24 protein-coding genes are annotated in these 25,773 nt (G+C 71.5%); 12 read left to right on the top strand and 12 right to left on the bottom strand.

The window, feature by feature from the left end; genetic code table 11:
- Positions 1 to 201: 201 nt before the first annotated feature.
- Positions 202 to 1,257, top strand: a complete 1,056-nt coding sequence (locus tag ACWD02_RS19835; RefSeq protein ID WP_451212190.1) for a PhlD — start codon at positions 202 to 204, stop codon at positions 1,255 to 1,257.
- A gap of 97 nt (positions 1,258 to 1,354) precedes the next feature.
- Here the strand turns inward: ACWD02_RS19835 and ACWD02_RS19840 are convergent, their stop codons facing one another.
- Both ACWD02_RS19840 and ACWD02_RS19845 read right to left on the bottom strand, forming a co-directional pair.
- The gene (locus ACWD02_RS19840; protein WP_451212193.1) at positions 1,355 to 2,005 is read right to left on the bottom strand and encodes a TetR/AcrR family transcriptional regulator; all 651 of its coding nucleotides are present in this window, start codon (positions 2,003 to 2,005) and stop codon (positions 1,355 to 1,357) included.
- Positions 2,006 to 2,255: 250 nt separating this feature from the next.
- Positions 2,256 to 2,861 carry a TetR/AcrR family transcriptional regulator gene (locus ACWD02_RS19845; RefSeq protein ID WP_451212195.1) on the bottom strand — a complete coding sequence of 202 codons (606 nt, stop codon included), beginning with the start codon at positions 2,859 to 2,861 and terminating at the stop codon, positions 2,256 to 2,258.
- A 403-nt stretch (positions 2,862 to 3,264) separates the two neighbouring features.
- On the opposite strand from ACWD02_RS19845, the gene ACWD02_RS19850 reads away from it, so the two are divergent.
- From ACWD02_RS19850 to ACWD02_RS19860, 3 genes are read left to right on the top strand one after another with little or no spacing between them, the layout of a single operon-like run.
- A complete protein-coding gene (locus ACWD02_RS19850; RefSeq protein WP_451212198.1) occupies positions 3,265 to 4,368 on the top strand; it encodes a 3-oxoacyl-ACP synthase III family protein in 1,104 nt (367 codons plus the stop codon).
- A complete protein-coding gene (locus tag ACWD02_RS19855) occupies positions 4,365 to 6,011 on the top strand; it encodes an acyl-CoA carboxylase subunit beta (RefSeq protein ID WP_451212201.1) in 1,647 nt (548 codons plus the stop codon). Before ACWD02_RS19850 ends, ACWD02_RS19855 begins: the two co-directional genes overlap by 4 nt.
- 54 nt (positions 6,012 to 6,065) lie before the next feature.
- Complete coding sequence (locus ACWD02_RS19860; RefSeq protein ID WP_451212204.1) at positions 6,066 to 6,290, top strand: acyl-CoA carboxylase subunit epsilon; 225 nt, start codon at positions 6,066 to 6,068, stop codon at positions 6,288 to 6,290.
- 13 nt (positions 6,291 to 6,303) lie between these two features.
- Here ACWD02_RS19860 and ACWD02_RS19865 read toward each other — a convergent pair whose 3' ends face one another.
- The 9 genes from ACWD02_RS19865 to ACWD02_RS19905 all read right to left on the bottom strand — a co-directional run bounded on the left by ACWD02_RS19865 (position 6,304) and on the right by ACWD02_RS19905 (position 15,673).
- Positions 6,304 to 6,870: a TetR/AcrR family transcriptional regulator gene (locus ACWD02_RS19865; protein ID WP_451212207.1), complete on the bottom strand. Its 567-nt coding sequence runs from the start codon at positions 6,868 to 6,870 to the stop codon at positions 6,304 to 6,306.
- Between the two features lie 127 nt (positions 6,871 to 6,997).
- Complete coding sequence (locus ACWD02_RS19870) at positions 6,998 to 8,662, bottom strand: FAD-dependent oxidoreductase (protein WP_451212210.1); 1,665 nt, start codon at positions 8,660 to 8,662, stop codon at positions 6,998 to 7,000.
- A gap of 82 nt (positions 8,663 to 8,744) precedes the next feature.
- Positions 8,745 to 10,016: an MFS transporter gene (locus tag ACWD02_RS19875; protein ID WP_451212213.1), complete on the bottom strand. Its 1,272-nt coding sequence runs from the start codon at positions 10,014 to 10,016 to the stop codon at positions 8,745 to 8,747.
- Positions 10,017 to 10,068: 52 nt separating this feature from the next.
- The gene (locus ACWD02_RS19880; protein ID WP_451213316.1) at positions 10,069 to 10,515 is read right to left on the bottom strand and encodes an SAM-dependent methyltransferase; all 447 of its coding nucleotides are present in this window, start codon (positions 10,513 to 10,515) and stop codon (positions 10,069 to 10,071) included.
- Positions 10,516 to 10,915: 400 nt separating this feature from the next.
- A complete protein-coding gene (locus tag ACWD02_RS19885; protein WP_451212216.1) occupies positions 10,916 to 11,731 on the bottom strand; it encodes a class I SAM-dependent methyltransferase in 816 nt (271 codons plus the stop codon).
- The gene (locus ACWD02_RS19890) at positions 11,728 to 12,438 is read right to left on the bottom strand and encodes an esterase/lipase family protein (RefSeq protein WP_451212218.1); all 711 of its coding nucleotides are present in this window, start codon (positions 12,436 to 12,438) and stop codon (positions 11,728 to 11,730) included. Before ACWD02_RS19890 ends, ACWD02_RS19885 begins: the two co-directional genes overlap by 4 nt.
- Positions 12,439 to 12,442: 4 nt before the next feature.
- Positions 12,443 to 13,912, bottom strand: a complete 1,470-nt coding sequence (locus tag ACWD02_RS19895) for a coproporphyrinogen-III oxidase family protein (RefSeq protein ID WP_451212221.1) — start codon at positions 13,910 to 13,912, stop codon at positions 12,443 to 12,445.
- A 139-nt stretch (positions 13,913 to 14,051) separates the two neighbouring features.
- A complete protein-coding gene (locus tag ACWD02_RS19900) occupies positions 14,052 to 14,213 on the bottom strand; it encodes a hypothetical protein (protein ID WP_389644163.1) in 162 nt (53 codons plus the stop codon).
- Positions 14,214 to 14,308: 95 nt separating this feature from the next.
- Positions 14,309 to 15,673: a radical SAM/SPASM domain-containing protein gene (locus tag ACWD02_RS19905; protein ID WP_451212224.1), complete on the bottom strand. Its 1,365-nt coding sequence runs from the start codon at positions 15,671 to 15,673 to the stop codon at positions 14,309 to 14,311.
- A 171-nt stretch (positions 15,674 to 15,844) separates the two neighbouring features.
- On the opposite strand from ACWD02_RS19905, the gene ACWD02_RS19910 reads away from it, so the two are divergent.
- Entirely contained in the window at positions 15,845 to 16,846 is a 1,002-nt protein-coding gene (locus ACWD02_RS19910; protein ID WP_451212227.1) for a tellurite resistance/C4-dicarboxylate transporter family protein, read from the top strand.
- Here ACWD02_RS19910 and ACWD02_RS19915 read toward each other — a convergent pair.
- Positions 16,830 to 17,771, bottom strand: coding sequence for a LysR family transcriptional regulator (locus tag ACWD02_RS19915; protein WP_451212230.1), 942 nt, complete (start codon positions 17,769 to 17,771; stop codon positions 16,830 to 16,832). The two genes, ACWD02_RS19910 and ACWD02_RS19915, sit on opposite strands and share 17 nt — an antisense overlap.
- Positions 17,772 to 17,991: 220 nt before the next feature.
- Between ACWD02_RS19915 and ACWD02_RS19920 the strand changes: the two genes are divergently transcribed.
- The 7 genes from ACWD02_RS19920 (at position 17,992) to ACWD02_RS19950 (ending at position 25,721) form a co-directional block, all read left to right on the top strand.
- Positions 17,992 to 19,392 carry an MFS transporter gene (locus ACWD02_RS19920; RefSeq protein WP_451213319.1) on the top strand — a complete coding sequence of 467 codons (1,401 nt, stop codon included), beginning with the start codon at positions 17,992 to 17,994 and terminating at the stop codon, positions 19,390 to 19,392.
- Positions 19,393 to 19,426: 34 nt separating this feature from the next.
- Positions 19,427 to 19,960 (top strand): pyridoxamine 5'-phosphate oxidase family protein, encoded by a 534-nt coding sequence (locus ACWD02_RS19925; protein WP_451212232.1) that lies wholly within the window; start codon positions 19,427 to 19,429, stop codon positions 19,958 to 19,960.
- Between the two features lie 6 nt (positions 19,961 to 19,966).
- On the top strand, positions 19,967 to 20,800 hold the full coding sequence (locus ACWD02_RS19930) for a M55 family metallopeptidase (protein WP_451212235.1): 834 nt from the start codon (positions 19,967 to 19,969) through the stop codon (positions 20,798 to 20,800).
- The gene (locus ACWD02_RS19935; RefSeq protein WP_451212238.1) at positions 20,793 to 22,145 is read left to right on the top strand and encodes a M20/M25/M40 family metallo-hydrolase; all 1,353 of its coding nucleotides are present in this window, start codon (positions 20,793 to 20,795) and stop codon (positions 22,143 to 22,145) included. Before ACWD02_RS19930 ends, ACWD02_RS19935 begins: the two co-directional genes overlap by 8 nt.
- A gap of 36 nt (positions 22,146 to 22,181) precedes the next feature.
- On the top strand, positions 22,182 to 24,167 hold the full coding sequence (locus ACWD02_RS19940; protein ID WP_451213321.1) for an LpqB family beta-propeller domain-containing protein: 1,986 nt from the start codon (positions 22,182 to 22,184) through the stop codon (positions 24,165 to 24,167).
- Entirely contained in the window at positions 24,164 to 25,087 is a 924-nt protein-coding gene (locus tag ACWD02_RS19945) for a S66 peptidase family protein (RefSeq protein ID WP_451212240.1), read from the top strand. The genes ACWD02_RS19940 and ACWD02_RS19945 overlap by 4 nt, the downstream gene beginning before the upstream one ends.
- Before the next feature lie 382 nt (positions 25,088 to 25,469).
- Positions 25,470 to 25,721: a DUF1049 domain-containing protein gene (locus ACWD02_RS19950; protein WP_451212243.1), complete on the top strand. Its 252-nt coding sequence runs from the start codon at positions 25,470 to 25,472 to the stop codon at positions 25,719 to 25,721.
- Positions 25,722 to 25,773: the final 52 nt, after the last annotated feature.

A 25,773-nucleotide genomic window follows, 5' to 3' on the forward strand; every position in this document is an offset into this window, starting at 1 on the left:
TTCATCCGCGCTGTACGGCGCTCCCAACGGGGGGAGCACGGTCGGACACCTGAAGGGGTGTTTTACGTGCATTTACTGCCATTGCGAGAGCTGACGAACGGACCGGCGGCCGCCATCCCCACGGATGCCTCGGCGCCCCATGCCGCTCGAAGCCCGGGCTCGCGCTCAGTTCGCCACTGTCCGAGCGTCTTGGAGGTTCCCATGCCGGTCGTCAGCGCACCTGTCGTAGCCCTGCCCCGCCATCAGGTCGACACCGACGAACTCCTCAGCCTGCTGAGCGAGTTGTACGTCGACCACCCTAGGCTCGAAGCCATCCACACGGCGATCCGTGCCACGTCCGTCCGGTCCCGCTGGTACACCCGCCCGCTGGCCGAGCAGTTCAGCACCGACGTACCCGTCGTGGAGCGCATGCGCACCCATCTGCGCGACTCCCTCGATCTGGCGGAGAGCGCGGCCCGGCAGGCGCTGTTCGAGTCGGGTCTCGAGCCGGGCGACATCACCAACCTGGTGGTGACGAGCGCCACCGGGCACACCATGCCCGGCCTCGACATCCACCTGATGGAACGGCTCGCCCTGCCCTGCTCGGTCCGTCGGCTCCCGGTGACCCAACTCGGCTGCGGAGGCGGGGCGTTCGCCCTCACCCGGGCCAGGGACCTGGTCGTCGCGCAGCCCGACGCCACGGTCCTCGTCGTCTGCGCCGACGTCTACAGCCACTATCTGCACCCGGCCGACACCGGCATGGACGGCATGATCTTCAAGGGGCTCATCGGGGACGCCGCGGGCGCCTGCGTGGTGCGCGCCGCCACGGACGGCCCGCACATGGAGCTCAACGACCCCTGGGAGTACCTGCTTCCCGGCAGCCGCGACATCGTGGGCAGTTACGTCGACTCCGACGGGCTGCACGCGCACAACGCCCCACGGCTGCTGCGGGCGGTGCAGGACATCGCGCCGCGCGTCAAGGAGTGGCTGGAGCGAACCGCGCCACCCGGTGCCGACGCGCGGCCGGGGTTCGTGGTCTCGCACTCCGGCAGCCCGAAGATCCTGGACGCCGTGATGGCGGGCCTCGGCTGCCCGCCGGAGATGGTGGACCTGTCCCGGGACTCCCTGCGCGAGCTCGGCAACGTCGGTTCGGCCTCGGTCCTCGACGTACTGGAGAGGACCTTCGCCAAGCCGCCGGCCGACGGTGACCACGGGCTGCTGCTCGCGCTGGGCCCCGGCATCTCGCTCATCGCCTCGAAGATCACCTGGCGGGCCTGACACGGGACGCGTCAACTGCCCTCGGGGGAGGAACAGTTGGCGGGCCGGGGAATCCGGATCGATGGTTCCCCGGCCTTCGCCCCCGACGGACCGGCGGTCAGGCCTGGTCCCCCGGGGTGATGTCGGGGAGGTCCGGGACATCCGGGAGGTCCAGCGAGGCGAGACGCAGGTTCAGGGTGGGTGTCACCCAGCGGATGATGTCCTCGAAGTCCATCGAGGCCAGCGGTTCGACCTTGAGGACGTAGCGGATGATGGCGACGCCCGCCAGGTGGGACGAGGCGAGGGCCGAGACGATGGACGCGTCCGGGTGGTCCTTGAAGACCATCTGCCCGGCCCAGTTCTTGATGCTTGTCTCGATCCGGTCCCGCAGGAGGTCTGAGGTGGCGCTGTCGGCGAGTCCCGCGCGGTAGATGGCGGTCATCGCATACCGGGTGTCCTCGTGCTCCCAGAAGTTCAGGTACGTCCGGGCCAGCCACGCGGCGGTCCGGGTCGAACCGTCGGGCTGGGGCGCGTCGAACTCGTCGAAGGCGGCGGAGACGCTCAGCCGGGACTCGACCGCCGCGCGGAAGACCCCTTCCTTGTTGCTGAAGAAGTGATGCACGAGCGCCGGGTCCACCTGAGCCGCCTCGGCGATGGAGCGGATGGTCGTGCTCGTGTAACCGCGGTCCGCGAAGAGATGGAGTGCGGCCACCAGGATCTGCTCGCGCGTGCCGCTGTCGCCGGGCCGGCGGCCACTGCGTGCGCGCAACGGCCTCGGCTTCTTGGCGGGGGGCGGCTTCTGAGGGGACGTGGACTTTCGGGCGGACGTCGCTGGTCCGTCCGTGCGCCTGGGTGTCATGGAATCACTGCACTTCGGGGGGTGTCAGAGCGGCTAATTCATTGCTTAGTGAAAACATCCTAACAGGCGCAAACCGAGGACTCCAGAGGCGTGCCTGGATCTTGGCGCGGAGTCATGCCCTGTTCCGGCCACCCGCCTCGGGCAGTTGTCGGCGGTCTATTCACCGGGAGTTGGCGGCTCCGATCAAGGTCCGGCGCAGGCCCGGGGCGATCGTCTCGATGACCGTTTCGAGGTCGGCGGAGGCGACCGCCTCGACCCCGATCAGGTGCCGGACGATCGCGGTGCCGCCGAGGTGGGCGCCGAAGAGCGCGGTGCGCAGATCCGCGTCCGGGCCGGGGAGTTGGTGGTCGACCTGGCCGTTGAGCGACTCCGATATGCAGGTGCGCAGGACCGCGGATGCGTCCCGGTCGGAGAGCGCGATGCGGTAGACCTCCACCAGCGGTGACTCCTCGTCGCCGGGCTCCCACAGGGGCAGGTAGCTGCGGGCGAGGCGCGTCGGCAGGTCGTCGTCGATGCCCACCGCGACCTCGGGCGCGAGCAGCCCGGCCACCTTGAAGGTCCGCCGGAGCAGGGCGGCGAAGACCTCGGCCTTGTCGGCGAACAGCGCACGGGCGAGCTCCGGTTCGAGCCCCGCCTGGTCGGCGAGGTCGTCCAGGCTCGTCTGACGGTAGCCGCGCTCGACGAAGAGCGTGCGGGCCGCGGAGACCAGGGCCTGGGCGGCCTCGGTCCGCTGGGTGTCCACGAGACTCTCGGTGGTGATGGTCATGGTGCATCTCCCGTTGGTGTGTGGCATGGCGACGCTGAGCCGATGGCGTCGTCAAGGGGAGCGCCGTGTGGCGAGGCCCGTGCTTGACGGCCGCCGGATGCGGGTGTTCCACCGCTGAATTATTTCACGATGCAGTGAACTCTACCGGCGTTGAATTCGTCAAGTACCGTTCGGCTCACGGGAGATGGGCGCTCCGGAGGTCAACGCAACAGCCGTGGTGGGGGCTTGGCGGACGGGCGTGCGTATGCGAAACTCCACAAGTGATGAGTTCATCGGTTGTGGAGTTGTGGACTCCCGCAACCGCCCGGACAGCGCGGGCAGTCGACGCCGGTGAGGCCCCGGTCAGACGCCAGTGAGAGCGCCCCCAGTGGAACCGCGGTTCACGCCGCGCCGAGGAGGAATCGTGCAGTCGATCGGCATCGTCGGAGTGGGGTCCTACCTGCCCGAGACCATCATCACCAACGAGGAGATCGGGCGCGGCGCGGGCGTGAGTGACGAGTGGATCGTCCGCAAGACCGGAATCCGCGAACGGCGCAGGGCCGCGGCCCACGAGGCCACGTCTGACCTGGCCGCCGCGGCGGCACAACGAGCTCTGAACAGAGCTGGGCTGACGGCTGATCAGCTGGCGTACGTCGTGGTCGCCACCTCGACCCCGGACCATCCGCAGCCCGCCACGGCCGCCCTCGTGCAGCATCTGATCGGGGCCACCCGAGCCGCCGCCTTCGACGTCAACTCCGTGTGCAGCGGCTACGTCTACGCGCTCAAGGCCGTCGAACGCATGCTGGCCGCGGCGCCCGCCGACGAGCCGCGCCACGGCCTGGTCATCGGCGCCGACATCTACTCCCGCATCCTCGACTACGCCGACCGGCGGACCGCCGTGCTCTTCGGGGACGGGGCGGGGGCCACGGTCCTCGGCCCGGTGTCACCCGGCCTCGGCCTGCACAGGATCTCCCTGACCTCGCGCGGTGACGCGCACCGGCTGATCGGCGTCGCCGCAGGCGGCAGCCGCCACCCGGCTTCCCCCGCCACCGTGACCGAGGGCGGCCACTACTTCCGGATGGACGGTCGCGGCGTACGCGACTTCATCCAGCGCACGCTGCCGGGCGAGATCGGCGGGCTGCTGCGACGCGCCGGTGTCCCCGCCACCGCCGTACGCCACTTCGTACCGCACCAGGCCAACGGCATCATGCTCGCCGACCTCTGGCCCGGACTCGGCATGGACCGCGCCGCGCTGCACCTCACCTTGGAGCGGTACGCCAACACCGGGGCGGCATCGGTGCCGATCACCCTGGCCGAGATGGACCGCGCGGGAGCGGCGGCACCCGGCGACCCGGTCGTGCTCGCCGCGTTCGGCGGCGGCATGAGCATCGGGACCGCGCTGCTGACGTGGACCATGCCGGCCCAGGACAACACCCGCCCCGCTCAACGGAGTTCAGCGGTCGCCGACGCCCTGTGCAACGTCCCCGACCTGCTCGCGGCGGGCGGCCCCGCGCCGCTGGCGTCATGAGCGCGCCGAGCGGGCGGGCCGGCGAGACGCCCCCCGAGACGCCCCCCGAGACGCCCACCGAAGCGCCCCCCGAGGCCCGGGACGCCTTCGCCCCCGACGCCCGAGGCCGCGTGGCCCGCCTTCGCGCGATCCGCGAACTCGCCGAGAACGGACCCTCCGAGAAGGCGACGGCCGCCCAGCACGCCAAGGGCAAGCTCACCGCGCGCGAACGCATCGCGCTGCTGCTCGACGACGCCACCTTCCAGGAGGTCGAGCCGTTGCGGCGGCACCGCGCGCAGGGCTTCGGCCTGGAGGACAAGCGGCCCTACACGGACGGCGTGGTCACCGGCTGGGGCACCGTGCACGGCAGGACCGTGTTCGTGTACGCCCACGACTTCCGCATCTTCGGCGGCGCGCTCGGCGAGGCGCACGCCGCGAAGATCCACCGCATCATGGACATGGCCATCGCCGCGGGGGCGCCGCTCGTCTCGCTCAACGACGGGGCGGGCGCCCGCATCCAGGAGGGTGTCACCGCACTGGCCGGCTACGGCGGGATCTTCACCCGCAACGCCCGAGCCTCCGGTGTGATCCCGCAGATCAGCGTGATGCTGGGGCCCTGCGCCGGTGGCGCGGCCTACAGCCCCGCGCTCACGGACTTCGTGTTCATGGTGCGCGAGACCTCGCAGATGTTCATCACCGGTCCCGACGTCGTGCAGGCCGTCACCGGGGAACAGGTGACGCACAACGGCCTGGGCGGCGCCGACGTGCACGCCACCGTCTCGGGTGTCGCGCACTTCGCGTACGACGACGAGCACAGCTGCCTGGAGGACGTCCGCTATCTGCTCTCGCTGCTGCCCCAGAACAACCGGGAGACCGCGCCCGCCGTGACACCCGAAGACCCCGGGGACCGGCAGTGCGACGCGCTCACCGACCTGGTGCCGGTCGACGGGAACCGCCCCTACGACATGCGCCGCGTCATCGAGGAGATCGTCGACGACGGCGAGTTCCTCGAGGTGCACGAGCGGTGGGCGACGAACGTCGTCGTCGCGCTCGCGCGGCTCGGCGGGCAGGTCGTGGGCATCGTCGCCAACCAGCCGCAGTCCCTCGCCGGCGTCCTGGACATCGACGCGAGCGACAAGGCCGGGCGCTTCGTGCAGCTCTGCGACGCCTTCAACATCCCGCTGGTCACCCTGCTCGACGTACCGGGCTTCCTGCCCGGCGTGGACCAGGAACACGGCGGCATCATCCGGCACGGGGCGAAGCTCCTCTACGCGTACTGCAACGCGACCGTCCCGCGGATCTCGCTCGTCCTGCGCAAGGCGTACGGCGGCGCGTACATCGTCATGGACTCCCGCTCCGTGGGCGCGGACGTCTCGTACGCCTGGCCCACCAACGAGATCGCGGTGATGGGCGCGGAAGGCGCCGCGAACGTGATCTTCCGCCGTCGGATCCAGGCGGCCGACGATCCCGACGCGATGCGCGAGCAGATGGTCAAGGAGTACAAGGCCGAGCTCATGCACCCCTATTACGCCGCCGAACGCGGACTCCTCGACGACGTGATCGATCCCGCCGACACCCGCCGGGTCCTCGTCGGCGCCCTGCGCATGCTGCGGACCAAGCACGCGGAGCTCGCGGCACGCAAGCACGGCAACCCGCCGCAGTAGGCGGCCACCCCCGCACCGGAGCGCAGCCCACCCGACCTCGCAGAAGGAGCACACATGACCACCGCGACCCCCGCGCAGCCCCTGGTCCGAGTCGTCAAGGGCGGCAGCGTCCTCGACGAGGAACTCGCGGCCCTGACCGCGGTGCTGCTGTCCCGCGCCGCGGCGGCAGACCCGCAGGACGACGGCGAGCCCGCCGCGGAGTCCGTGTCCGTGGTCCCGCTGTGGGAACGCCCCGGCCCGCGGACCTCCTACCGCTCCCCGGTCAGCTGGCGCAACTAGCTGTCCTCGAAGCCTAGTTGGCCCAGAGAGCGGTCAGCAGGGAAGGCGCGACCAGCTTCGCGAGCGCCTGTACGGGCAGATCGGCGATCGGCTGAAGCCGCAGCAGATAGCGGGCGAACGCCACACCGAGCAACTGCGCCGCGACCAGACTGGTGTTGGACGCGGCGCGCTCGGCGCCGAGCACGCCCGTCAGGCTGCTCGTGAACTGCTGGTGCAGGATGCGCCGCAGCCGCTCGGCCGCCCGTTCGTTGGTCGCGGCGGACCGCAGGAGCAGCCGCAGGGAACCCTCGTCCGTGTCGTTCTCCCACGGGGCGAGGAAATAGGTGACCAGGACGTACGGCAGCTGCTCCGGGGGCGTGCCGGTCAGGTCGGGGAGGCCCAGGTCGACGTCGAGAGCGGCGTCGAAGAGCTGGTCCTTGGTCCCGAAGTACCGCATGACCATCGAGGGGTCTATCGAAGCGGTGGCCGCGATGGCGCGGATGGTGGCCCGCTGATAGCCGTCGGCGGCGAAGTGCAGCCGGGCGGCGTACAGGATCGCCGCGCGTGTGCGGTGCGAACGTGTGGTCCCGCCGTGGTCCACGGCATCCCCTTTCCTGGCCGGGCAGAAGCGGTGGCGGTGCGGATGGCCGGCCGGGCGCGCGGCCGCAGCGGCGCGCACCCGGCCTCGGTGCGGGAGAGATCCTCGGGCGGCCTGGTCCTCAGGGCGGCTACGCCTCGGGCCGCGAGATCAGGCTCTCCGCGCCGGACTGGTCGCCCGCCGGGTCGCCCGCCTGGTCATCGGCACGGGCTTCGGGCGCGGGGGCCGGGGCGGTCCGCGGCGGCCGCGCGGCCGGCGTCTCGTGCGTACGGCGGCTCGGTGCCGGGCCCTGGACCCCGCACCACCGGTGCAGCGCCTCGCTCACCCGGTCCTCGTCCGCGCCGCGCTCCCGCGGTCCCGCCACCCAGGCCGCGTACCCGTCGGGGCGGACCAACAGGAGCTCCACGCCCGGGAGTCCGGGCAGCGGCCCGGCCACCCGGACCGGGCTCACCCGCGAGCCCCAGTCCTCGGCGAGCTTCGCCGCCGCCCCGTCGGCGGTCAGGTCGACGAGCAGGAAACGGCCGTCGCGCATCAGCTCGTACAGCCGCACCGGCGGGGCGTCGGGCCGTGGCACGCGCAGGTCGGGGACCCGCTGTCCGGCCCGGATCGACAGGCCGCCGCCACGGCTGCCGCGCGGCGCGTAGCCGGCGCGCAGTCCGCTGATCGCCTCCCCGGCCACCCGCCTCGGCCCGCCGTGCGACAGGAGCCGCGCGAGGACGGTGCGCCGCACGGTGTTGAGTACGGGGGAGGGGTTCGTGGCCAGGCGCGTCGCCCGGTCCGTGGCGCGCAGGATCTGCTCGGCGTGCGGGCGGCGCTCCGACTCGTAGGAGTCGAGCAGGCCCGAGGGCGCCCAGCCCTGCACCTCGGCGGCGAGCTTCCAGCCGAGGTTGACCGCGTCCTGGATGCCGAGGTTGATGCCCTGCCCGCCCAGCGGCGAATGCAGGTGGGCCGCGTCCCCGGCCAGCAGGACCCGCCCCGTGCGGTACTGGTCGGCGATCCGCTGGTGGATCTTGAACCGGGCGAGCCACGTCGGCTCGTAGGGCTCCGGGTCGAATCCGAGCGCCTCGGTCAGGAGCCCGCGCAGCTCGTCGAGGGTCACCGGGTCACGCGTCCACGGCCGGTCCCGGTGGGCCACGGCGAGCCGGTACAGGCCGTCGCCGTAGGGCACCGAGAGCACGATGCCGCCCCCGCCGTTGCGCAGGAGCACGGCCTCGGGCGGCGGCTTGCGCAGCCGCACGTCGGCGAGGATCGGCGCGATGTCGTACGTCCGTCCCCGGAAGGCGATGCCCGCGAGTTCGCGTACGACGCTGTGCGCGCCGTCGCAGCCGACGACGAAGTCGGCGCTCTCCTCCCACTCCCCGGCGGGTGAACGCACCTGGAGGGTCACGCCCTTGCCGTCCTGGCCGAGGCCGAACACCTCGGCGTCCCGCTCGATGGTGACGCCGAGGTCGATCGCGCGCTGCTGGAGCACCGACTCGGTCCGGCTCTGCGGGATGACGTTGAGGTAGGGGAAGCGGGTGTCGAGTTCGGCGAAGTCGACGACCGCGCCGCGTGCCGGGACCATGCGGCGCACCGGCCGGCCGAGGGCCGCCAGGTCGTCGGCGTGGCCGCGCAGGTCGAGGACTTCCATGGTCCTGCTGTAGAGGCCCATCGCGCGGGACTGCGCGGAGGGCGCGGTGCGGCGCTCCAGGACCGTGCAGGAGATCCCGGCGGCGGCCAGTTCGCAGGCGAGGGCGAGACCGGTGGGCCCGGCCCCGACGACGATGACGGACTGCTGAGGGGCGCTGGTGGCCACGGGGTCCTCCTTGGACTCGTACGGCTGTGGCGATGGCTGGGGCTGGTTCAGTGACTGGTTCGGTGGCTGGTGCCCCCGTGGTTCAGGGGGCGGTGGCGCCGGACCGCACGGGTCGGCCGAGCGTTGGTGTCGCGGTCCGCGGCAGTCCAAGGCGTGCGGCCCAGGCGCCCGCGCCGAGCACGAGCGCCCCGAGCAACAGCCAGCCCACCGGTCCCTGCTGGACCACGAGGAAGGTGATGACGAGCGGCCCGTATGTATTGCGTGCGGCGTTGCCCAGGCCGAAGAACGCCAGATAGACCTGGCGCCGGTCCTCGGGCGCGAGGTCGTAGGAGATCGCCCAGGCCCCCGCCTGCTGGTGCATCTCCGCGAACGCCTGGAAGCCGACCGCCGCGAGGATCAGGGTCACGGCCGCCCAGACGGGGACCGCACCGCTGACGGCGAGGACGGCGCAGCACACGGCGAGCAGCAGGCCGCTGCGCCGCAGGGCACGGCCGCCGTCCGCCGCGCTCTGCGTGCCCTTGGTGGCGCGGACCTGGAAGAGCACGACCACGACGGTGTTGAGGACGAGCGTCCAGGCGATGGTGCCCCGCGGGATGTCGTCATGGGCGAGCACCCAGAGCGGCACACCCGTGGTCAGCACGGTGACGTGCAGGCTGACCAGGGAGTTCAACGAGGTCAGCGCGCTGAACCTGCGGTCCTTCAGGACGCTGAGGCGCTGCCGCCAGGGGAGCGGTCGGCCGCCGCCCGCGTCATGGCGGGGCGTCCGCAGCCGCAGGACCAGGGCCGCGGCGAGGACGAAGGAGAAGCTGTTGGCGTACACGGTGCTCACGTACGCCGTGTCGCTCTCCCGCAGCAGGGCGGCGCCGGCGACCAGACCGCCCAGAGCGAGCCCCAGGTTCTGCAGCGAACGTGCGCGTCCCATGGCGCGGACCCGCTCCTCCTTGCCCACCGCCGCCCCGAAGAGCCCCTGCACCAGCGGCGACGCCCCGCGGTCGGCCACCGCGAGGAGGGAGACCACCACGAGGAACGCCCAGAAGTCCGCGGCCAGCGGATAGCAGAGGAGCAGCGCCGCCCGCACCAGATGCGCGGCGACCAGCATCCGGCGCGGGCCGACGCGGTCGGCGAGGACTCCGATCGGCACGAGGGACAGGAACGACAGGGCGCCGGCGACGGACAGGCCGATGCCGACCTGGCCCGTCCCCAGGTCCAGATACCGCGTGAAGAAGATGACGGAAACGGCCATGTAGAGGCCGCTCCCCAGGGCGTCGACGAACACGGCGGCGAGCAGGCTGCCCGCCGCTCCGGGCAGCCTGCGCCGCCGTCCGTCGCGCGTGTGCTCCGTCGGCCCTGCCATGTCGCCCTCGCCCCCGTCTCTTCCCGCTGCCTCGCGCCCGGTGCCGCATCGCTCAGTAGTAGTCGCGCATCAACTCGTCGACCCACGAGGGCTGTTCGGTCTCGCCGCGCGGCGCGAACTGCGTCATGTACGGCTTGATGTCCAGCACGGGTGTGCCGTCCACCGCGTCGAGCCCCAGGACGTGCAGGTCAAGGCCGTCCGTCTTGATGAGCCGGCAGCGCGATACGCCGATGCGGTTCGGGCGGTTCTTGCCGCGCTGCGCGAAGATGCCGGCCGGCGGCCAGTCCGGGTTCCCCCGGGGGTGGCGGGCCCCGCGCTCCACCTTCTCGGGCGGCACCCGGTGGAAGTGGAAGACGATTTCGACATGTGAGAAGGAGTCCAGGCCGAGCAGGGCGTCCGGTCCGAAACGCCGGGCGTCCAGCCGGATCACGGAGGCCACGGGCCCCCAGTGGTCGTCGACGAGTTCCTTGCGGTCGTTGTGCACGGTGGCGATCGGCACGACGCCGGTCACTTCCCCGGGTCCGCCCCGCTCCTGGGTTTCGCCCTGCCAGACCTCGCCCCTCACCAGCAGCTCCCCGGCCGTGGCGCGCCCCACTGTGAGGTAGACGTCATCGCGGGGCACGTCGAGCAGATCACCGAGGCGGTCCCGGAGCAGCCGCAGAAGGCTGCCCACCTGAGCCCCGCTGTAGCTCTCCTTGCAGACGACGAAGCCCACCGGGGCGGGATTTCCCGGGCCCTGCCACTGCGGCCGGTGGAAGGAGCCGGGCTCCACCCGCTGCCACCAGAGCCAGCAGTGGCCCGCCGGAATACCGAGCAACTCGGTCACCGAGGCGGCCAGTTGGGCGAGCGCGGTCTCGCCGGGACTCGGCTCCGGCGAGTACAGCCTGATGACCGGCATCTCAGCGCGCCCCCCGCAGCGGCTTGACGCCGATCACCATGCAGGTGCGTACGGGAATGCGGAACTCGGCGCCGTCCTTGCGGATGCCCAGGGCGTGCAGATGGCTGCTCGGGGCTTCGAAGAGCCGCTGCCGGATGGCCTGTTCGGCCTCCGCTCCCGACGAGGCGATCTCGCACCACCGCTTGATGGGCACGCCGGTACGGCTCTCCGCGAGCGAGCCGCGGGCCACCGGCACGTTCAGACCGGCGTCCTGGAGGAAGCCGACCCACTCCGTGAGGGTGTAACTGCGGTGGTGGGTCGGGTCGTGCAGCATCTCGAGCTCATGGTTGAGGGCGTCGATCTCCGGGTCGCGATGGCCTTCGAGGTCGATGACGGCGAGGCGTCCGCCGGGCCTCAGGAGCCGGGTCATCTCACCCACCGCCGTCGGCATGTCACGGAAGTGATGCGGGGCCAGACGCGACACGACGAGGTCGAACGAGGCGTCGGGGAAGGGGAGTTCCTCGGCGAAGGCCTCCGCGGACTCGACCGTCGCCGAGCGTTCCGCGGCGAGCTTGAGGAAGGACTCGAGCATGCTGGGCGCGGGATCGACGCCCACCAGACGGGCCGGGCCCTCGTCGGCGAAGGAGAGCGCCAGGTGTCCGGCGCCGCAGGCGACATCGCAGATGTCCTTGCCGGTCTGCGGGCCGAGCGTCTCGTGCAGGGCCTCCATGGTCGGGCTCGACCGGTGCACCTCACTGGTGGCGAAATTGTCGGCGATCTTGTCGAATCGCTGGCTGGAGAGCATGTTCTTGGCCTGCTTCCTCTCGTTCGTCGTCACCGGCCGGCGGCCAGCGCGGTCAGTGCCGAGACCGGGTCCGGCACCGGACCGGCCGCGCAGGGGTGCAGCGTGTGTCCGAGCCCCTTGAACAGGTAGACGTGCACGTCGAGTGCGTGCCGTCCGATGAGCCTGGCGGCCGACCACTTGCCGTACATGTCGGGGGTGAGGGCCACGGGCGGCAGGCCGTCGTCGGCCTCGGCGACGTAGCCGATCAGGTCGAGGCTGCCGTAGACCAGGTCGAGGGTCTCGATCTGGCTGCTGAGGAAGGTGTCCTCCTCCAGGACCGTGCCGATCAGGATCACCCGGTCCGTCCGGCGCGGGTCACCGGACGCGAGCATCCGCAGGATGGCCTGCCCGCCCAGCGAGAATCCGATCAGGGTGACCGAACCCGCAGCCAAGTGCTCGTGTGCGCGCAGGAGTTGACCGAGTCGGTCGGACCGGGCCCGGGAGTCGGAGTCGTCGGCGGGCCGCCCGCGGTCCCGCTCGGGCATGTCGCAGGTGAGGACCTGCGCTCCGTCCGCCACCAGACGGTGTGTCAGTTCTCGCAGCAGGGTGTCGTCGCGGCCCTCGCCGTCGAGGGCGGAGACACTGCCGGGCCCGGCGAGCAGCACGGTCGCGGTCGACGGCCCGGCCGGGAACGACCGCCGGGTGCGATAGGCCGAGCCCGCGGGGTCGATCCGCCACTGGGTGCGTTCGTGTACGGCCACGGGATCACCGACGGCAGACTGCTTCGGCGAAACCGCCGACGCGCTGGTGGAAGTAGACACTGATGATCTCCTCGTGCAGCGCCTCGCCGTCCAGCGTGGGAACGACGCTCTCCGCCGTGCCCGGCACCGGCTCCACGAGCCCGCGTTCCATCAGTTCGTCGAAGACCGGGGCGAACGGCTCGTCACGGAACAGCTCCACGCCGAACCGCCTCCTGAACCGCCCGGCGTCGATCGGCTGGTTCGCCTTGAAGGCGAAGCCGAGCACCATGCCGATGGCCTCGTGGCCCACCAGACGGCGGCCGGAGGCGAGGGGCAGCCCGGGCCCTTCCCGTAACCGGCGGGCGTAGGAGGAGATGTCGGCGATGTTGTGGGTCTGCACGATCTCGTCGCCGTCGCCGGTCAGCCAGCCGTACGCGCCGGGGCCGATGGCGATCATCGAGTCGTGCCGCTGCCACTTGTTGCGGGAGACGCGGGGGATGTTCCCGTCGGGGTAGACGCCGGGGCGGTTCCACCAGCCGCAGGGGCTCGGGTGGTATCCGCCGTCCAGGAGCGTCTCGACGATGGCCTCGCGCATCTCGTACGTCTCGCCGAGGGAGGGGAATCGGTGCTCGTCGTTCAGCCGCGCCTTGACGCTCTCGACGTTCCACAGGGCGCGGTTGCCGATGCCCATCTTCGCGCGGTCCGCGTTGCGCAGCCGGTAGATGGTGATGGTGGGCACATCGAGGTCGACCAGGCGGCGGATGCCGTCGGCGACGGTGGCGACGCTCTGGTGCGGCAGGCCGAACATCATGTCGACGTTGAACGGCTTTCCCGTGGCCCGCAGTTTCTCCACCGCCGTCAGCGACATGGCGGCGTCGTGGCCGCGTCCCGCGAAGGCGTTGACCTCGCTCTGCAGGGACTGGACGCCGACGCTGAAGCGGTTGAAGCCGATGGCGCAGGCCTCGGCGAGCTCGTCGTGCTGGAAGTTGTCCGGGTTGCCCTCCAGGGAGATCTCGCAGTCGGCGGAGAGCGTGTAGCGCGTGCGTATGTGCCGTATGAGGCGCGCGAGTTGCTCCGTGCCGAGCAGCGATGCGGTGCCTCCGCCGAGGTACACGGACTCGATGCGGGCCTCGGGCAGCCAGGGGGAGTGGGCCAGTTGGCGCTCCGACTCGTCGAGGAGCATGTCGGTCCAGATCCGCGGTGCCTGCTCGCCCTCGGGCCCTTCGGGAACCTTGCGCTTGACGTAGTTGCAGAAGTGGCAGATGTACGCGCACAGCGGCACATGGAAGTAGAGATGCGCCGGGCGCCCGGCTCCCGGGTGGCGGCGCAGGGTGTCGGCCACCTGCCGGTCCGCCAGCTGCTCGCCGAAGTTGGCGGTCACGTTGATGTTGTAGTCGTCCTGGCCGATCCGCAGCGCGGGGTTCTCCTGGAGCAGTCGCGCGAGCCCGGTGCCGGGGCGGAGGGTGGTGGTACTGGCTGAGGCGGTCTTCTCCATGCTCGTCGCGACCTCGTCTCTGTGACGGGATATGGACCGGAGGGGATGTGGACGGCGGCGGGCCGTCCCGGCCCGGCCCCGCGTCAGGGGCGGGGCCGGTGCCGGGCGGCGGTGCGCCGGATTGCGGGTCCTGTGGGGCTCAGACCTCGACCTCGATGACCGTGGCCTCGGTGACGGTGGTGGCCTCCACCAGCGTCTCGGAGGGTGCGGTGGCCGAAGCGGCGCCGACGGCGCTCAGTGTCACGCCCTCCTGCCCCGGCTCCAGATGGATGCGGATGACCTTCTTCTCCTCGGCTCCCATGATCTTTCCCTTCGGTGGGGCGGCTTCGGTGGTGCCGCCGTGTACGGGGGCCCGCTCACGTCGTCGGGAGCGGGGGTCAAAGGGCGCTGGGGCGGCTAACGCGGGGTCAGCGTCAGCCGTACGTCGCGCTGGGCGCGCCCGCGCCAGTAGCGGCCGGAGCGCAGGGTGAACTCCTGGAGGTATTCGGTGGCGCCGCAGCCCTTCGGGTCGCCGGTGATGTTGCGGGCGAGGGGCGGGCAGCGGAACTGGCACCAGATGTCCTCCTGGGCCACCGGGCACTGGCCGCAGACGGAGTGGTCGCTGAACCGGATGTCGCGGAACTCGTCGAAGCCGTGCTCCCAGATGTCCGCGAACGAGCGCTCGGTGATGTTCCCCGCGCCGTAGAGCTGGCCCGACATGCAGTTGCTGCACGGGTACACGTCGCCACGGCTGTTCACGTAGACGACGGAGCGGCCGCACTTCTCCTGTCCCACGGCGCGTTCTAGGCGCTGGCAGAACTTGATGGTGTCGACGCCGCGGATCTCGTCCGCCGCGCGCCGCCCGGCGCCGCTGCCGGAGCCCGCGCCGTCGCCGGCAGGCAGGCCCGGGTCCGACGAGTACCGCTCCATGCACCGCTGGTAGACGCCGAAGACCTCATCGATGTCCTCGGGTTTGAGCAGCATGTTCGGGTGGAGCAGGGCGCGGCCCACCGGGTGGGTCTCCAGCCACTGGGGCCGGGGGTAGCCGTGCTCGGCGCACCAGTCGAAGATCTCCTCGGCGTCGTGGATGTTGTTGCGGTGCACGGAGATCGCGGTGCGGAACACATGTCCGTGCTTGCGCATCATCTCGAAGGCGCGCTGCAGCTTGGGGAAGTCCATCTTGCCGCGCACGGTGCGCTCGGGGTCGGCGGTGTCGAAGCTGATGAAGAACGACTGGCCCGCCGGGATCTCGGCGAGCCGCTCCTCGGTGACGAGCAGCCCGTTGGTGAAGATCTGCGTGCTGAACGGCTTGCTGCGCGCATGCCGGATGATCTCCGTGGCGTCCCGGTGCGAGAAGATCTCACCCCCCGTCAGGAACACCTGGAGCACGCCCATCTCGGCGAAGTCGTCCAGGAGTCGCTTGATGCGCGGGGTGGATATCTCGTCCGGCCGCTTGAGTGCGGAGTCCGCATAACAGTGCCGGCAGCGCAGGTTGCAGAGGTTCGTGGTCTCCACGAACGCGATGGCGGGTGCGGACAGATGGAACCGTTCGAGCTCCACCAGGGGGTCGGTGAGGACATGGCTCATCAACTCGGCCGAGGTCACCGGGTCTCCGGCGTTGTGACGCAGGATCAGTTCCCGGGCGGGTGCCGCGAGGAACTCGACGTGCCCGTCCGGCAGGAGAGCGACGAGACCGCCGTCGTTCGTCTGGAAGGGAATCTGTTGCACGAGCGAGCCCTGCCTCTCCTGGTCGTAGGGGGCGCCGTGGGGGCGACGGAACATCAAAGTCAACACTCGTTGAACTCGTCCGGTGTTGAACTCTACGACCGTTGAATAGAGCTTGGCAAGGCACCTGCGGCAGGTGCCGCGCGCCCTTCCGTCGGCCGACGTGCCGGGGCGTCGCAGGCGTGCCAAGATCGCGGCCAGGGGCTCGTACGTCGATGGGGTCGCGCCGTGCCGAGTGATGCAGCCAGCAGCCGCAGCCCGCGCCGGGCACGCTGGGCGGACGGACTGCCGCCCGCGTCCGGAGCCGCGGTCATGGCCACCGCCGTGCTCTCCGTCGCACTGCACCTGCTCGGCGTGGAGTGGGCATCGCTGGCGCTGCTAGTGGTGGCGGGGCTGGTGTGGATGTTCCTCGCCACCGTCTTCGTACGGCACCTGCTGACCGAACGGGACCGCTGGCGCCACGAGATCGACACCCCGCCCGCACTGACCGCCGTCGCCGCGACGGCGGTACTCGGCACCCGCCTCTCCCTGCTCGGACACCAGTCGGTCTCGGTGGCGCTGCTCTGCCTCAGCGTGCTGCTCTGGCCGCTCCTGATGTCCCACGTCATCCGCCACTGGCAGAGCAGGGTCCCGGGCGCCGCCTACCTGGTGTGCGTGGCCACCCAGGCGATCGTCGTCCTCGCCGCCACCGTGGCCACCGCCGACCGGCAGGCATGGCTGATGTGGCCAGCCCTCGTGCTCTTCGTCATCGGCCTCGCCCTGTACGGCGTGGTGCTGCTCCGCTTCGACTTCCGCCAACTCGCCACCGGCCAGGGCGACCACTGGATCATCGCGGGTGCCATGGCCATCTCCGCCCTCGCGGGCTCCAAGCTGGTCGCCGCCGCCGTGCCCGACGGCACGCTGGGGTGGGCCACCCCGGCGCACGGCGTCCTGCGGACCGTCACCCTGGTCGCACTCGGCCTGGCCCTCGCCTGGTACGCGGTGCTCGTCGCCTGCGAACTGCGGTGGCCGCGCCCGCACCACGACGTCCGCCGCTGGGCCACCGTCTTTCCCCTCGGCATGACCGCCGTCGCCGCGCTGTCCACCTCCACGGCCGCGGACGTACCGGCGCTCTGGACCTGCGGAAAGGTGCTCGTCTGGCCGGCGCTCGTGGTCTGGGCGGTGGTCGCCGTCGGCGCGGTCCGTACGATGCGCCGCGCCGAGGACCCCTACGTCAGCCCGCCGCGGTGACGGCTCCCGGCACCACGCTCCGGGGGTCTCCCTGCGCCACCTCGTGGGCCACCTCGCGTGCGGTCCGTGCGAAGGCCGCGACCGCCCCGGTGCCGTGCCCGGCCCGCCACACCAGGCCGTAGTCGACCGGCTCGGCGTCGGTGAAGGGCACGTAGGCGACTCCGGGCCGGGTGAAGTACGTCCCGGTGTGCGCGGGGGCCAGGAAGGCGCCCTTGCCGCCCGCGACCAGCATCAGCGCCTCCTGCATGTTGGTCACACCCGGGCCGCGGCCGATCGGTTCGCCGGACGGGGTGCGGGACGGGACGTGGTGCTCGAGCCAGTAGTCGGGCACCTCGCCCTCGATCGTCAGGAGCGGCACGTCGGCCAGGTCGTCGAGCGAGACCGAGTCCCGCGCGGCCAGCGGATGCGCCGAACCGATCGCGAGGACACGCTCCTCCGCGAGCAGCGCGGGACCGCCTCCCAGGTCCTCCTCGCGCACCGGGAACCCGGTCAGCTGTACGTCGAACTCGCCCTTGCGCAACTGCCCGTACGGATCACCGAGTGGCACCTCGCAGATCTCCACGGCAAGACCCGGGTGGCTCACGCGCAGCGCCTCCGTCGCCCTCATCACGATCTCGCCGGCCAGCGGGTTGGCGAAACCCACGTGCAGCACGCTGTCGATGCCGCGCGCCGTGGCCGCGGCCCGCTCGACGGCGGCGTCGATCGCCCGGTGGTGCGGTTCCAGGTCGGCGCGGAGCTGACGGCCAAGCGCGGTGAGGCCGACGCGGCGGCTCGTGCGGACGAACAGCGGTGCGCCGACGCGGCGTTCGGTGCGCTGGATCAGCTGGCTCACCCGCGCCCGGGACAGCCGCATGCGCTCGGCCGTCCTGCCGAAGTGCAGCTCCTCGGCAAGCAGCAGAAAGCATTCCAGTTCATCGCGTTCCATCGACGTCCCCCAGCAGCTCGGATCGGTAAGCCTGGTTGAACGAACGTTGCGATCTTCGCCGTTGTTCCGTCCGTACGCCCTGACCGAGGCTGAGTGAGCCGGGAAATCCCCCGCATCAACGATCAATTGGCGGAGAACAGAAGTGAGTTCGCAGACAGAGAGAACAGCCGGGGCGCCGAGCGCCTCCCCCGTCACCTTCCGGCCCCGGGAGTGGGGCGTCCTGCTCGTCCTGTGCGGCGCGATCTTCCTTGAGGGCATCGACGTCGCCATGCTCAACGTGGCCCTGCCGTCCATCCGCGCCGACCTTGGCCTGTCCACCGGCTCCCTGCAGTGGGTCATGAGCGCCTACGTCCTCGGCTACGGCGGCTTCATGCTGCTCGGCGGCCGCGCCGCCGACCTCTTCGGACGCCGCCAGATGTTCGTCTTCTGGCTCTCCGTCTTCCTGGTCTTCTCCGGGCTCGGCGGATTCGCCACCGAAGGCTGGACGCTGATCGTCGCCCGCTTCGTCACCGGCGTCGCCGCGGCCTTCATGACGCCCGCGGGCCTCTCCATCATCACCACCGGCTTCGAGGAGGGGCCGCGCCGCAACAAGGCACTGCTCTTCTACTCCGGCACCGCGGCCGGCGGCTTCTCCATCGGCCTGGTCGTCGGCGGTCTGCTCACCGCGATCGGCTGGCGCTGGGTGTTCTTCGTGCCCGTGGTGCTCTCGGCCCTGATCCTGGCCGCCGCGCTCGCCTACGTCCCCAAGTCCCCGCGGCCCGACCGCACCGGGCAGAGCGTCGACGTGGCGGGCGCCCTCACGGTCACCGGCGCGATCGTGCTGCTCGTCCTCGGCGTGGAGCGCGCCTCCCACGCGAGCGCCGCCGCCACGATCGGCACGCTCGCCGCGGGTCTCGCCCTCCTCGCCGTCTTCGTCGCCGTGGAGCGCCGCTCGGCCTCCCCGCTCGTCCGCCTCGGGATCTTCCGCAGCGGCGCCCTGGTCCGCGCCAACCTCTCGGGTCTCTTCTTCGCGGGCGGTTTCTTCGGGTTCCAGTTCCTGGTCGTCCTCTACCTGCAGGAGCTGCGGGACTGGTCGACGCTCCAGACCAGCCTCGCGATGATCGTCCTCGGACTCGACGCGGTGCTCTCGCCCACCGTCACGCCCAAGCTCGTCGAGCGTTTCGGCAACGCCCGGGTGATCTTCGGGGGCCTGCTGCTCGCCGCTCTGTCGTACGCCCTGTTCCTGCCGGTCGGCGCCGACTGGACGTATCTGGCGATGTTCCCCAGCCTGATCATCCTCAGCCTCGGTTTCGCTCTCGCCTACGGGCCGCTCACCATCGTGGCCACCGAGGGCGTCAAGGAGGAGGAGCAGGGCCTGGCCGGCGGACTGCTCTACACCGCCTTCCAGTTCGGCGCCGCCCTCGGCCTCTCCACGGTCACCGCCGTCAACGTCTGGGCCACCACGTCGAGTTCACCCGCCGCGCTCCTGGACGGCTACCGCGCGGCCCTGTGGATCCCGCTCGCCGCGGCCCTGCTCGCCGCACTGATCAGCGCCTTCGGACTGCGCTCACGGCCGGGCACGGTGACGGCCTCCGGCGAACCCGCGGCCGGGCACACCCCCGAGGTCCCCGCGACCCACTGATCCGTCACCCCACCCCGACAAAGGAGCACCCGACATGCCCACCACCAAAGTCAGCGACTTCTCCGAGGTGCGGGACACGTTCTTCTCGTACGTACGCGACATCAAGTACGCCACGATGATCACCGTCGACCGGAAGAGCCGTCCCAGGGCCCGCGTCCTGCTGCCCGTCTGGGAGATCGTCGACGGCCGCCCGGTCGGCTGGCTCGCCGCGTACAAGACCCCCGTCAAGGCCGCCCACCTGGCCGACAACCCGCACACCACCTACTCGTACTGGAACCCCCGCCAGAACACCGTCCACGTCGACGCCCTCTCCACCTGGGCGGAGGACGAGGCGTCCAGACGCCACGCCTGGGAGCTCTACACCCAGGGCGGGCCGCCCGGTGTCGGCTACGACCCGGTCCACTACTGGCATGGCGGCCCGGACGACCCGGAGTACCACGTGATCCGGATCGAGCCCTGGCGGATCCAGCTGGTGCGCGGATCGGATCTGCGCAGCACACTGTGGCAACCGGCACGCGACGCGGTCACCGACGGATCTGGTCCAGGAGTTGGCGAACGCGTAGCGTGAGGCGGCATGAAGATCCTGATCAGCGCAGACATGGAGGGGGCCACGGGTGTCACCTGGCCGGCCGACGTGCTGCCCGGTACGCCGCAGTGGGAGCGGTGCCGTTCGATGTTCACCTCGGACGTCAACGCCGCCGTGCTCGGCTTCTTCGACGGGGGCGCCGACGAGGTGCTCATCAACGAAGCCCACTGGACGATGCGCAACCTCCTCCTGGAGGAGCTCGACGAGCGGGCCGAGATGCTCACCGGGCGGCACAAGTCCCTCTCCATGGTCGAGGGCGTCCAGCACGACGACGTGGACGGCATCGCCTTCATCGGCTACCACGCGGGCGCCGGCATGGAGGGTGTGCTCGCGCACACCTACCTCGCCAACTCGATCACCGGCGTGTGGGTCAACGGCGACCGGGCCAGCGAGGGGCTGCTCAACTCCCACGTCGTCGCCGAGTACGGGGTCCCCGTCGTCCTCGTCACCGGCGACGACCTGGCCTGCGAGGACGCCCTCGGCTACGCGCCCGGCGCGCTGAAGGTCGCCGTCAAGGACCACGTGTCGCGGTACGCGGCGGTCTGCCGCACCCCGCGGCGGACCGCCTCCGACATCCGCGCCGCGGCCAAGGAGGCGGCCCCGCTCGCCGTACGGCACGAACCGGTCCAGGGCGGCCCGTTCACCGTGGAGCTCGAATTCGACGCCGAGCACCTGTCCATGGCGTCCACCGTGGTGCCGGGCGTGCGGCGCACCGGCGAGCGCAGGATCGCGTACACCAGCGAGACCATGTACGAGGGCATTCGTACGTTCAAGGCGGTCACGACGATCGCATCGGCTGCCGTGGAGGAGCAGTATGGCTGAGGAGCAGCCGGGGCATCGGAGCACCGGACACGTCGACGGGCAGGCGCTCGACGAGGTCGTCCGGTTCACCTCCGAACTCATCCGCATCGACACCACGAACAGGGGCGGCGGCGACTGCCGGGAGCGGCCCGCCGCCGAGTACGCAGCCGAGCGGCTGGCCGGAGCGGGGCTCGAACCGAAGCTCCTGGAGCGGACACCGGGCCGGACGAACGTGGTGGCACGCATCGAGGGCACGGACCCCTCGGCCGACGCGCTGCTCGTGCACGGCCATCTGGACGTCGTTCCCGCCGAGGCCGCCGACTGGAGCGTGGACCCCTTCTCCGGGGAGATCCGTGACGGTGTCGTCTGGGGCCGCGGCGCCATCGACATGAAGAACATGGACGCGATGATCCTCTCCGTGGTGCGCGGCTGGGCGCGCGCGGGAGTGCGGCCCCGGCGGGACATCGTGATCGCGTTCACCGCCGACGAGGAGGCCAGCGCCGAGGACGGGTCCGGGTTCCTCGCCGACCAGCACGCCTCCCTCTTCGAGGGCTGCACGGAAGGCGTCAGCGAGTCCGGCGCCTTCACCTTCCACGACGGCCGCGGCAATCAGCTCTACCCCATCGCGGCAGGGGAGCGCGGCACCGGCTGGCTCAAGCTGACCGCGCGCGGCAAGGCCGGGCACGGCTCGAAGGTGAATCCCGACAACGCCGTGAGCAAGCTGGCGGCCGCGATCTCCCGCATCGGCGAGCACCGCTGGCCGGTGCGGCTCACGCCGACGGTCCGGGCCTCGCTGACCGCACTGGCCGCGCTGTACGGGGAACAAGCCGACCTGGACACACCAGGATTCGACGTGGACGCGCTCCTGGAGAAGCTCGGCCCGGCCGCCGACCTGGTCGCGCCGACGGTGCGGGGCAGCGCCAACCCGACCATGCTGCAGGCCGGTTACAAGGTGAACGTGATTCCCGGAGAGGCCGTCGCCTATGTGGACGGCCGGTATCTGCCGGGTGGGGAGGAAGAGTTCGCCGCCACCCTTGACCGGCTCACCGGAGTGGACGTCGACTGGGAGTTCCACCACCGCGAGGTGGCGCTGCAGGCGCCGGTCCACTCGTCGACGTACGCGAAGATGCGGGCAGCCGTCGAGGAATTCGCGCCCGAGGGACAGGTCGTGCCGTACTGCATGTCCGGCGGCACGGACGCCAAGCAGTTCTCGCGACTCGGCATCACCGGCTACGGCTTCTCGCCGCTGAGGACACCGGAGGGCTTCGACTACCAAGCGCTCTTCCACGGGGTCGACGAGCGCGTCCCGGTCGACGCGCTGCACTTCGGCGTCCGCGTACTCGACCGCTATCTGAGAACGGCCTAGGGAACACAACCGATCATGGGGGAAGAGAAGGACATGATGGAGACCCAGGCTTACGGATCATGGCCGTCGCCCATCGACGCGGCGCTCGCCGCGGCCCACGACGGCGCTCCGGCCACCGTGGGGTTCGTCGGGGACGAGGCGTGGTGGACCGAGCCGAGGCCCGCCGAGGGCGGCAGGCGCGCCCTGGTGCGACGGCGTCCGGACGGCGCGGAGGAGTCCGTGCTGCCCCAGCCGTGGAACGTGCGCAGCCGGGTCATCGAGTACGGGGGGCGTTCGTGGGCCGGGGCCGCGGGGCCTGACGGACCGCTGATCGTGTTCGCCGACTTCGCCGACCAGCGCCTGTACGCGTTCGCGCCCGACGTCCCCGGCGCCGCGCCGAGCCCGCTGACCCCGGTCTCCGAGGTGGGCGGCGGCCTGCGGTACATCGACCCGTGTGTGCACCTGGACCGGGGCGAGGTGTGGTGTGTCCTGGAGGAGTACACGGGGGAGGGGCCGACCGACGTGCGCAGAGTCGCCGTCGCCGTGCCGCTCGACGGCTCGGCGGCCGACGACCGCGCGGCGGTGCGGGAACTCTCCGACGACCGGCACCGGTTCATCACCGGGCCACGCCTCTCGCCGGACGGCGCCCGCGCCGCGTGGATCGCCTGGGACCACCCCCGGATGCCGTGGGACGGCACGGAACTCCTGGTCGCCGAGGTCCGCGCGGACGGCACGTTCGGTGCCCCGCGGGTGTTCGCGGGCGGCCCCGAGGAGTCCATCGCGCAGGCGGAGTGGGCCCCCGACGGACGGCTGCTGTTCGCGAGCGACCGCACGGGATGGTGGAACCTCTACCGCGGTGACGTCTCCCAGGGCGGTGACGGAGCACCCGTCTGTCCGCGCGAGGAGGAGTTCGGCGGCCCCCTGTGGCAGATCGGCTCCGGCTGGTTCGCCCCTCTGGACAGCGGCCTTGTCGCCGTCGTGCACGGCAAAGGCGCCACCGCGCTCGGCGTGCTCGACCCGGAGACCGGCGAAGTCGTCGACGCGGCGGGCCCCTGGACGGAATGGGCGGCGACCGTCGCGGTGAACGGCACCTGCGCCGTCGGCGTCGCGGCGAGCCCCCGCAGCGCGTACGAGGTCGTGGAGCTTGACACCAGCACCGGCCGCGCCCGCGTGATCGGCGCCGCGCACGACGACCCGGTGGACACCGCGTACTACCCCGAGCCGCGCATCCGCACCTTCAGCGGTCCGGCGGGCCGCGAGATCCACGCGCACATCTACCCCCCGCACCACCCGGCCTGCGTGGCCCCCGACGAGGAACTCCCGCCGTACGTGGTGTGGGTGCACGGCGGTCCCACCAGCCGTTCCCCGCTCGTGCTCGACCTGGAGATCGCCTACTTCACCTCGCGTGGCATCGGCGTCGCCGAGGTCAACTACGGCGGCTCGACGGGCTACGGCCGCGCGTACCGCAACCGGCTGCGCGAGCAGTGGGGCATCGTCGACGTCGAGGACTGCGCGGCCGTCGCCCTGGCCCTGGCCGACGAGGGCACCGCCGACCGTGACCGGCTCGCGATCCGCGGCGGCAGCGCGGGCGGCTGGACCACGGCCGCCTCGCTGACCACGACGGACGTGTACGCCTGCGGCACGATCATCTACCCCATCCTGGACCTCACGGAGTGGGCCGCGGGCGGGACCCACGACTTCGAGTCGCGTTATCTTGACTCGATGATCGGCCCCTTCGACGAGGTGCCGACGCGGTACGTGGAGCGTTCCCCCGCGGAGCACGTCGACCGGGTCAGCGTGCCCTTCCTGCTGCTCCAGGGACTGGACGACGTGATCTGCCCGCCCGAACAGGCCGAGCGGTTCGTCTCCGAACTTCAGGGGCGCGGTGTGCCGCACGCGTACATCGCCTTCGAGGGCGAGGGGCACGGATTCCGCCGCGCGGACACGCTGATCCGGTCCCTGGAGGCCGAACTCGCCCTGTACGCGCAGGTGTTCCGGCTGAAGCTGGCGGGCGCCGCGCCCACCCTGGAGCTCTCCAAGTGATCCCCCTGACGCGTCCCGCGCGGCTCACCCCCGGCGCGCGGGTCGCCGTCGTCGCGCCCAGCGGGCCCATCCCGGAGGAGCGGCTCCAGGCGGGCCTGGACATCCTGCGGGGCTGGGACCTCGAACCGGTCGTCGCCCCGCACGTCCTGGACCGCCACCCGCGGCTCGACTACCTCGCGGGCACCGACGCCGCTCGCGCCCGTGATCTCCAGGAGGCGTGGTGCGACCCGTCCGTCTCCGCGGTGCTCTGCGCCCGCGGCGGCTACGGAGCCCTGCGCATGGTGGAGGCGCTTGACTGGGCGGCGATGCGGGCGGCGGGCCCCAAGGTGTTCGTCGGCTACAGCGACATCACCACGCTGCACGAGGCGTTCGCGGCGCGCCTCGGTCTCGCGACGCTGCACGGGCCGATGGTCGCGGCCATGGACTTCCTCAAGAACAGCCGTGCGCAGGAGCACTTGAGGGCCACGCTCTTCGCACCCGAGCGGGTGCAGGTGATCGCCTCGGGCGGGACCGCGCTCGTGCCGGGCCGCGCGAAGGGGGTCACGCTGGGTGGCTGCCTCTCCCTGCTCGCCTCGGACGTCGGCGCCCCCGGGGTGCGCACGTCGGCCCAAGGCGGGCTGCTCTTCCTGGAGGACATAGGCGAGGAGACCTACCGCCTCGACCGCCACCTCACCCAACTCCTGCGGGCGGGCTGGCTGGAGGGGGTCCGGGGGGTCGCGCTCGGTTCGTGGGTGGACTGCGATCCGTACGACACCGTGCGGGCGCTGCTGCTCGACCGGCTCGGCGGTCTCGGGGTGCCGGTCGTCGAGGAGTTCGGGTTCGGGCACTGTGACGGGGCGCTGACCGTGCCCTTCGGGATCGCGGGTGAACTGGACGCGGACAAGGGGGCATTGACGCTGGAGATGCCCGCGCTGGCGTGAGGCCCGCTCCTCGCGCGCGGTGCCTCGCGCGCTGCATTCCCGTCAATTCCTGGCGAGAGCTCGCGTCACGGACGTTGACCCGTACCTGACACGTGTCACAGCGTGACCTTGGCCGGTTACTTACCGGCCGGTAGTCGGCGCCGGCTCGTGGCGCCCGTGACGCGTACGGGGGCAACAAGGGTGTGAAGCCGGTGACCGTCACCAGCGCGCCCGAGGACACCGGGGTGCTCGGACTGCCCGTGGTGGGCTGACCCGGCCCGGGGTTCACCCGTACGGCCCACACCCCCACCCCGGAGGGGCATCCACCGCGCGCGAACCCGGCCCAGCTGCCCATGCTGGTCACCGGGGGAGGCCGGTCGAAGCTCCGACGGAAGGTCCACGTATGAGTCCCAGCAGCTCGACGGGCGGCCCGAAGGGCGGCTCGGGCGGTGGCGGCCGCGGCGTCATGACGCCCGGCAGGATCGCCGTCCTCGCGATCGCCGTCCTCACCCTGGTCTTCATCTTCGAGAACACCCGCCACACCAAGATCAGACTCCTGATCCCGGAAGTGACCATGCCCCTGTGGGTGGCACTCCTGGGCACCGGCCTGATCGGCGCGCTGTGCGGGGCCTACTTCATGCGACGCCGCAAGTAGGCCTTTGCGCAATCCTGACCGGGAGAGACCCTGGTCGGGACGGCGTCGAGCG

It is taken from the genome of Streptomyces sp. NPDC002853 (genome assembly GCF_053591915.1).